The sequence below is a fragment of the Spirillospora albida genome (assembly GCF_000718255.1).
Taxonomy (GTDB): Bacteria; Actinomycetota; Actinomycetes; order Streptosporangiales; family Streptosporangiaceae; genus Spirillospora; species Spirillospora albida.
In genome coordinates, this window is sequence record NZ_JOFJ01000080.1 from 1 (window position 1) to 326 (window position 326).

The following is a 326-nucleotide window of genomic DNA, read 5'->3' on the forward strand; positions in this document are numbered from 1 at the left end:
CCCCACGTGCGCGCGAACTGGTCGACGAGGAACAGGCCGCGTCCGGACTCGCTGGCCGTGTCGGCGGCGCGCATGTGCGGTGGGTCAGGGGTCGCGTCCTGGACCTCCATCCACAGCGCCCCGTCCTCGGCGCGGCCGAGCCGCAGGATCACGTCCTCGTCCGACGCGGACGCGTACCGCAGAGCGTTGGTGACCAGCTCGCTCGCCACCAGACACGGCACGAAGTCGTCCACCTCCCACTGACCGGTCACCAACCGGACGAACCGCCGCACCTCCGCGACGACCTTGAGGTCCTGTTTCACCACCATCTCGTTGTGCGCCGCCTC

Annotated in this window: 1 protein-coding gene; it reads right to left on the bottom strand. The window is 70.2% G+C overall.

The features are described 5' to 3' along the window. Positions 1-302, bottom strand: a 302-nt coding sequence (locus IE99_RS29945) for an ATP-binding protein (RefSeq protein ID WP_169744509.1), incomplete at its 3' end; no start/stop codon positions are given. Positions 303-326: the final 24 nt, after the last annotated feature.